The 6907-nt window shown below is 64.3% G+C and carries 9 protein-coding genes; 4 read left to right on the forward strand and 5 right to left on the reverse strand.

Features of this window, described 5'->3' with window-relative positions:
* From WAO18_RS15630 to WAO18_RS15640, 3 genes are all read right to left on the reverse strand, one after another.
* The coding region (locus tag WAO18_RS15630) for a YceI family protein (RefSeq protein ID WP_422207167.1) at positions 1–446 on the reverse strand (446 nt) is incomplete at its 3' end.
* Between the two features lie 17 nt (positions 447–463).
* Positions 464–1477 carry an alcohol dehydrogenase catalytic domain-containing protein gene (locus tag WAO18_RS15635; protein WP_422207168.1) on the reverse strand — a complete coding sequence of 338 codons (1014 nt, stop codon included), beginning with the start codon at positions 1475–1477 and terminating at the stop codon, positions 464–466.
* 9 nt (positions 1478–1486) lie between these two features.
* On the reverse strand, positions 1487–2749 hold the full coding sequence (locus WAO18_RS15640) for a cytochrome P450 (RefSeq protein WP_422207169.1): 1263 nt from the start codon (positions 2747–2749) through the stop codon (positions 1487–1489).
* Between the two features lie 201 nt (positions 2750–2950).
* On the opposite strand from WAO18_RS15640, the gene WAO18_RS15645 reads away from it, so the two are divergent.
* From WAO18_RS15645 to WAO18_RS15655, 3 genes are all read left to right on the forward strand, one after another.
* Positions 2951–3544, forward strand: coding sequence for a dihydrofolate reductase family protein (locus WAO18_RS15645; RefSeq protein WP_422207170.1), 594 nt, complete (start codon positions 2951–2953; stop codon positions 3542–3544).
* A gap of 118 nt (positions 3545–3662) precedes the next feature.
* Positions 3663–4100, forward strand: a complete 438-nt coding sequence (locus WAO18_RS15650) for a hypothetical protein (RefSeq protein WP_422207171.1) — start codon at positions 3663–3665, stop codon at positions 4098–4100.
* 23 nt (positions 4101–4123) lie between these two features.
* Positions 4124–4345: a hypothetical protein gene (locus tag WAO18_RS15655; RefSeq protein ID WP_422207172.1), complete on the forward strand. Its 222-nt coding sequence runs from the start codon at positions 4124–4126 to the stop codon at positions 4343–4345.
* Positions 4346–4356: 11 nt separating this feature from the next.
* Here the strand turns inward: WAO18_RS15655 and WAO18_RS15660 are convergent, their stop codons facing one another.
* Together WAO18_RS15660 and WAO18_RS15665 are read right to left on the reverse strand one after the other, a co-directional pair.
* On the reverse strand, positions 4357–5487 hold the full coding sequence (locus WAO18_RS15660) for a nitronate monooxygenase (RefSeq protein ID WP_422207173.1): 1131 nt from the start codon (positions 5485–5487) through the stop codon (positions 4357–4359).
* 95 nt (positions 5488–5582) lie between these two features.
* Entirely contained in the window at positions 5583–6056 is a 474-nt protein-coding gene (locus WAO18_RS15665; RefSeq protein ID WP_422207174.1) for a hypothetical protein, read from the reverse strand.
* Between the two features lie 88 nt (positions 6057–6144).
* On the opposite strand from WAO18_RS15665, the gene WAO18_RS15670 reads away from it, so the two are divergent.
* Positions 6145–6882, forward strand: coding sequence for a glucose 1-dehydrogenase (locus WAO18_RS15670; protein WP_422207175.1), 738 nt, complete (start codon positions 6145–6147; stop codon positions 6880–6882).
* The last annotated feature ends 25 nt before the right edge of the window (positions 6883–6907 follow it).

Consider the following 6907-nt stretch of genomic DNA (forward strand, 5'->3'; position numbering starts at 1 on the left):
AAGTCCGATTGCCCGACCGTGGTCTCACTGGACAGCGACCATCTGTCCTCCAAGTCTTCGGTGCGCACGTCCACCGTCTGCGGTCGGTCATTGCCGTGAATGGTCAAGATCCCGACTAGCCGATAGCCGTGCTCGGTCTGCTCAATAGTGTTGGCAGAAAATATAACTCGCGGAAATCGCTTGGCGTCGAGCGAACGCAGCGCGTTGTTGCGCACCAAGATCTTCTCGGGTGCGGACAGCGGAGTGACGCCACCCTCACCGCGAACGACCTCCAGCGACCCGGCCTCGACGGTCAACTCCGCGCTCACCGGCTCGTCGGCATCCCAGCGCGTTGTCGCCCGCCAATGCCGCATCGCAAGCGTCAGCCGATGTCCCATCGCCGCGGCGGGACCGGCGACACCGGTGCGGATGAGCAGCTCACCGTCGGAGCCGTCCAGGCTCCACACGGCGCTATCTTGTGGCGTCAAACCGTCAAAACGGTGCGGTAGTGTGCGCGGCCTTGTTCAAGCGCCGCATAACCTTCGGCGGCTTGCGCCAGCGGCAGCTCCTCGATCCAGGCCCGCACCCCGGTCTGCACCGCGAAATGCATTGTGTCTTCGATCTCGCTGGCGGTGCCGGACGCGTGGCCAACGATGCTGAGCCCGGGCGTGATCAATTGCATCGGGCTGATCGGCAGCGGCTCTGGAGTCACCCCGATGGTGATGAGTTCACCCTGGGGTTGTAATCCGCCAACCGTCGCGGCCATGGCTTTCGAGGCTCCGGCGGCACCCAGCACGACAGCGACCCCGCCAAGACCATTCAGTGCTTCGGAGACGTCGCCGTCGGTGGCGTCGATGTAGTGGTGAGCACCCAGCTTGAGCGCGTCGTCTTTTTTGGCGGTACCACGGTTGATCGCGATGGTCTCGAAAGCCATTGCGCGGGAGAACTGGATCCCGAGGTGACCGAGGCCGCCGACACCAAGAATTGCCACCCGGTCCCCTGGCAGTGCCTTGGTGTGACGCAGCGCGTTGTAGGTCGTCACGCCCGCGCAGCCCATCGGAGCGGCCTCCGCATCGGAGAGTTCCGCGGGTATCCGGGCCAGGGCGGTGGCCGGCACCGTCACCGATTCGGCGTAGCCACCTGGGTAGTGCCAGCTCGGCACCTTGCAGTTCAAACAGGTGATGAACTGGCCCTTGCGGCACTGTGCGCAGTGGTTGCAGTTGCCACCGAACCAGCCGACGGCGACGCGGTCGCCGACCGCGAATTCGTCGACGCCGGGGCCGACTTCGGCGATCGTGCCGGCGATTTCATGGCCCAGGGTCAGTGGCCAGGACAGACCGGGGAAGGCCCCGGCGACAAAGTGAGCGTCGGTGCCGCAGATGCCGCAGGCTCCGACGCTGATGCGCACCTCACCACGTCCCGGCGACGTCGTTTCGACGTCGGCGAGTTCCAGCGCGGCGCCCGCAGACTTTACGTGAACTGCTTTATGTGACGGCATGGCCGTAGCCTAATGCGCGACAGGGCATTTCGCTGAGGCATCGCTGTGGTAGTCGACCTGCCAGTGTTTGATCCCGTTGAGCCAGCCTGAGCGCAGCCGTTCGGGTGTGCCGACCGACTCCAGGTTCGGCATGGCGTCGGCGATCGCGTTGAACATCAGGTCGATCGTCATTCGCGCCAAGTTGGCCCCGATGCAGTAGTGTGCGCCGGTGCCGCCGAAGCCCACGTGCGGGTTGGGGTCGCGCAGAATATTGAAGGCGAATGGATCTTCGAACACCTCTTCGTCGAAATTGGCTGAGCGATAGACCATTACGACGCGCTGGCCCTTCTTGATCTGCACCCCGGACAGCTCGTAGTCCTCGAGCGCGGTCCGCTGAAACGACGTAACCGGGGTAGCCCATCGAACGATCTCGTCAGCGGCGGTGGCGGGGCGCTCCTTCTTGTAGAGCTCCCACTGATCAGGAAAATCGGTGAAGGCAATCATGCCCTGGGTGATCGAGTTGCGAGTCGTCTCGTTGCCGGCGACCGCGAGCAGGATGACGAAGAACCCGAACTCGTCGTCGGAGAGCTTGTGCCCGTCGACATCGGCTTCGATCAGCGTGGTGACGATGTCGGGGCCGGGGTTTGCGGCCCGATCGGCGGCCATCTGCATGGCGTACATGATCAAGTCGACCGATGCCGTGATGGAGTCGTTGGTTTCGAATTCGGGGTCCTGGTCGCCGACCATTTGGTTGGACCAGTGGAACAGCTTCATCCGGTCTTCTTGCGGCACGCCCAGCAGCCCGGCGATGGCCTGCAGCGGAAGCTCGCACGACACCTGTTCGACGAAGTCGCCAGATCCTTGGGCGGCCGCATTTTCGACGATCTGCCGGGCCCGGTCACGCAGGTCGTCGCGAAGACGCTCGACCGCCCGGGGCGTGAAGCCGCGGGAGATGATCTTGCGCAGATGAGTGTGCTGTGGCGCGTCCATGTTGAGCAGGACGAACTTGCCCCGTTCGATCTGCTCGCCGACCGTCCCGTCTTTGTAGCGCGGTAGCGCCGTCTTCTCCAGGCTGGAGAAGACATCGCTGCGCAGCGAAATCTCCTTGACGTCCTTGTGTTTGGACACCACCCAGAAACCGCCGTCGTCGAACCCGCCTGCCCCGATCGGCTGCTCGTTCCACCAGATCGGCGCCGTTCGTCGCAGCTCGGCCAGTTCTTCAACCGGCAGCCGCTCGGCGTGCACGTCGGGATCAGTGAAATCGAATCCGGCGGGAAGATTCGGAGTCGGCATCAGTGGCACTCCTATGAAAACGGCTTGGATATGAGACGTTCTGGCTCAGTAAAGCACCGCGACAGCGGAGATGGAACGGCTTCTCGACGGATTGGCGGGGATGGATTGGAACGTGTTCTCGCACTGGGCTGCGATGAGTTTCGTCTCCATCGGCGGTCTGGATCCAATGCCACGCGAAAGCAACTACGAAAGGGATCGGTCATGCGCATCGTTGTCAGCGATTTCATCAGCCTCGATGGTGTGGTGCAGGCGCCCGGTGGGCCGGAGGAGGACATCGACGGCGGATTCCGCCACGGCGGATGGTCGATGCCGTACTTCGACCCGGACACCATGGGCCCTGCGGTCGGCGACCTCATGGCCGCCACCGAGGCACTGCTGTTCGGCCGTCGTACCTGGCAGGCGATGGCCGCCGCCTGGCCCGAACGAGCGGGCGACCCCTTCGCTGACCGGATGAACGAGATAGGAAAGTACGTGGCTTCGCGGACGCTGAGCCAGCACGACCTCACCTGGTCAGGCTCGACTCTGCTGCCGGCCGACGACGCCATCGGGGCGGTTCGCGAACTGCGGGCACGCGACGGCGAGGCGCTCCAAGTCATGGGCAGTGCCTCGTTGGCCGCGCAACTGATCGCGGACGGGCTGGTCGATGAATACCGGCTGATGATCGAGCCGATCCTGCTGGGCGGCGGTAAGCGGTTGTTCCCCGACGACGGCTCGGCCCGCGCGCTCGAGCTGGTGTCGGCTACCACGACCGCTACCGGCGTCCTGATCTGCACTTACCGTCATGTCGACCGCTGACTGCGCTGCGCATGCACCGCGCGAAACCGCCTTGTGGCGCGGCCGGCACTGACTATGCTTGCCCCGAGGTCATCGAGCTCGGGGGATGGCTCTGGTTACGCAACATCGAAGGTGGGTCATGATTCACAAACTGCTCATCGCCTCAGCGATTACCGGTGCAGCTGTCGGCTTGGCCCCGGCTGCTGTCGCCGACCCAGGGCACTACGACGGCGATGTGCCGGGCATGAACTACGACGCGTCGTTGGGTGCGCCCTGCGACAACTACGAGCGGTTCATCTTCGGGCGTGGCCCGAATGGGCAGGCGGAAGCCTGCCACTTCATCACCAACCAGTTCCCGGCCGCACAGTCGGGATTTTGGGTGATCACCTATCCGCTTCACGGAGTTCAGCAGGTCGGGGCTAAGTGCGATGACCCGCGCGGATCATCGGCCCAGTCGCCCGATGGCCTTCCGATGATGTGCACCCAACGCGGTTGGCAGATCGGACAATTGACCGGTGGCGGGTTCCCGAACGGTACTGGCGGAGGCTTCCCGTCGGACACCGGCCAGACCGGCTGACGATACGAAAACAGGAGACTGCCATGGCTTTCAAACCGAAAGACGCGATCGACGCCGCCAGGGACATCGTGACCAACGCCGTCGAGCGTTCGGCCGACATCGTCGAAGACGCCGGCCACATCATCAAAGGTGACATCGCCGGCGGCACCGGCGACATCGTGCACAGCTCGCTGGACATCGCGACCTACGCCGTCGAGCGAACCAAAGAGGTCTTCACCGGCCGGCCAGCCGACGAGGCCGACTGATCCGAACGGGCTCAGACGGCGGCCGCGGCGTTCAGCTCGTCGAGCCGGTTCGTCGCCTCCAGGTACTCCTGGACCCAGCGCTCGATGACGGTCGAGGTCTTCTCCACCTTGGAGAACTGCCCGACGACCTGACCGACCGGGTTGAACGCCACGTCAACAGATTCGTTGGGGAATCTGTTGGTGGCCCGTACTGCCATACCGGAAACCATGTACTGCAACGGCATTCCGAGCGGCTTCGGGTTATCCGGCGCCTCCCACGCTTCGGTCCAGTCGTTGCGCAACATCCGGGCCGGCTTGCCGGTGAACGAGCGGCTGCGCACGGTGTCGCGGCTGCCGGCCTTGACGTAGGCCTGCTGTTGAACCGGTGTGTTCGAGGACTCTTCGACCATCAACCATTGCGATCCGGTCCACGCGCCCTGGCAGCCCAGCGCCAAGGCCGCGGCGATCTGCTGGCCGCTGCCGATGCCACCCGCGCCGAGGACCGGGACCGGGTCCACCTCCTTGACGACCTGCGGCCACAGCACAATTGAGCCCACCTCGCCGCAGTGCCCGCCGGCCTCGCCGCCCTGGGCAATGATGATGTCGACCCCGGCGTCGGCGTGCTTACGCGCCTGCGAGGGGGAGCCGCACAATGCGGCTACTTTGAGTCCGGCGTCGTGGATGTGCTTGATCATGTCCGCCGGCGGGGTGCCGAGCGCGTTGGCGATCATCTTCACTTTCGGGTGTTTGAGGGCCACCTCGACCTGGGGCGTGGCGGTCGCCTCGGTCCACCCGAGCAACTGCAGGCTGTCGCCGTCGCTGTCTTCGATAGGCACGCCGTGGTCGGCGAGGATCTTCTTTCCGAAATCCAGGTGCTCCTGGGGCACCATCTTGCGCAGTGTCTCGGCAAGGTCCTCGGCGGACAGGTGCGAGTCCATGCCCTCGTATTTGTTGGGGATCACGATGTCGACGCCGTAGGGGTGGTCGCCGATGTTCTCGTCGATCCACTTCAGCTCGATCTCGAGCTGCTCGGGCGTGAAGCCGACCGCTCCCAGCACGCCGAAACCACCGGCCTTGCTCACCGCGACGACGACATCGCGGCAGTGTGTGAACGCGAAGATCGGGAACTCGATCCCGAGTTCGTCGCAGATGGGAGTGTGCATGAGTGATCCTTACCTGGGTGCTTACAGCGGCGTAGGCGAACTGGAACGTGTTCTAGTTTAGTACGGAATTGTCGTGTTGTGACCACCCGGGTTGGTCAGACCATCTCGCTATGGGCCACCCACAGCAGCAGAAAAGCCAGCACGCAGCCCGCGCACACCAGATGATCGCGCCAGATGGACCTGGCCAGGGCGGTTTGTTCGGCAACACCGCCCGAACGGCTTCCGAGCCGAACCGCATTGGGAACCGTATGGGTCAGTGCCAGCAGAATCGGCGCGCCCGCGAGCAGACCCGACGCGGCCAGTATCCAGCTCGGGTCGTGCCCTCGGATAGCGCGAAAACCCAGCGCGACGAGCAACACGAGCATGACGACCGGGATGAGCCGGCTCATCGGCCGAGATCCGGTGACCGCCCGCCGGTAGTAGCCCGTGATCGAAGCCAACGCGGATTCGGGCAGCTCACCGTCGACATTCCGGTCCGCGAGGACCTGTGCGTCGAACATGAGGTCCATCCACAGCACGGCGAGCAGAAATCCGCTGCACGCGGTGAGTAACGAGGTCGCGACGTTCATCGTGTGATTGTTTCGCAATCCGTGGCCCAGAGCCTCACGGTGGAACAAGTTCTAATTCCGTTTCTGGGCTGCGGTAGCGTGACTCGGCATGGGACGCGTGGACGGAAAAGTTGCACTGATCAGCGGCGGCGCTCGGGGGATGGGAGCTGCGCACGCGCGGGCCCTGGTCGCCGAGGGCGCCAAGGTCGTGGTCGGCGACATTCTCGACGATGACGGCAAGAAGCTTGCCGACGAGCTCGGCGAGGCCGTGCGCTATGTCCACCTCGATGTCACCCAACCCACCGAGTGGGACGCTGCGGTGTCGACCGCCGTCAACGATTTCGGCAAGCTCAACGTGTTAGTCAACAACGCCGGCATCGTCGCGCTGGGTCAGCTCGGCCAGTTCAACGTGGACAAGTGGAACAAGGTCATCGACGTCAATCTGACCGGCACGTTCCACGGCATCCAGGCCGCGGTCGAGCCGATGAAGGCCGCCGGCGGCGGCTCCATCATCAATGTGTCCTCGATCGAAGGTCTGCGCGGCGCCGTGATGGTGCACCCGTACGTCGCCTCCAAGTGGGCGGTACGCGGCCTGACCAAATCCGCCGCCCTGGAGTTGGCGTCGCAGAACATCCGGGTGAACTCCATCCACCCGGGTTTCATCCGGACCCCGATGACCAAACACTTCCCGGACGACATGGTCACGGTTCCGCTCGGCCGCCCCGGCGTCTCCGAAGAGGTCGCCACCTTTGTGGTGTTTTTGGCCAGCGATGAATCCTCGTATGCCACCGGCGCCGAGTTCGTGATGGACGGCGGACTGGTCAACGACGTCCCGCACAAGTTCTAACCGCTAGCGGCCCTAGCCGCTAGCG

Source organism: Mycobacterium sp. (assembly GCF_049278535.1).
Classification (GTDB): Bacteria; Actinomycetota; Actinomycetes; order Mycobacteriales; family Mycobacteriaceae; genus Mycobacterium.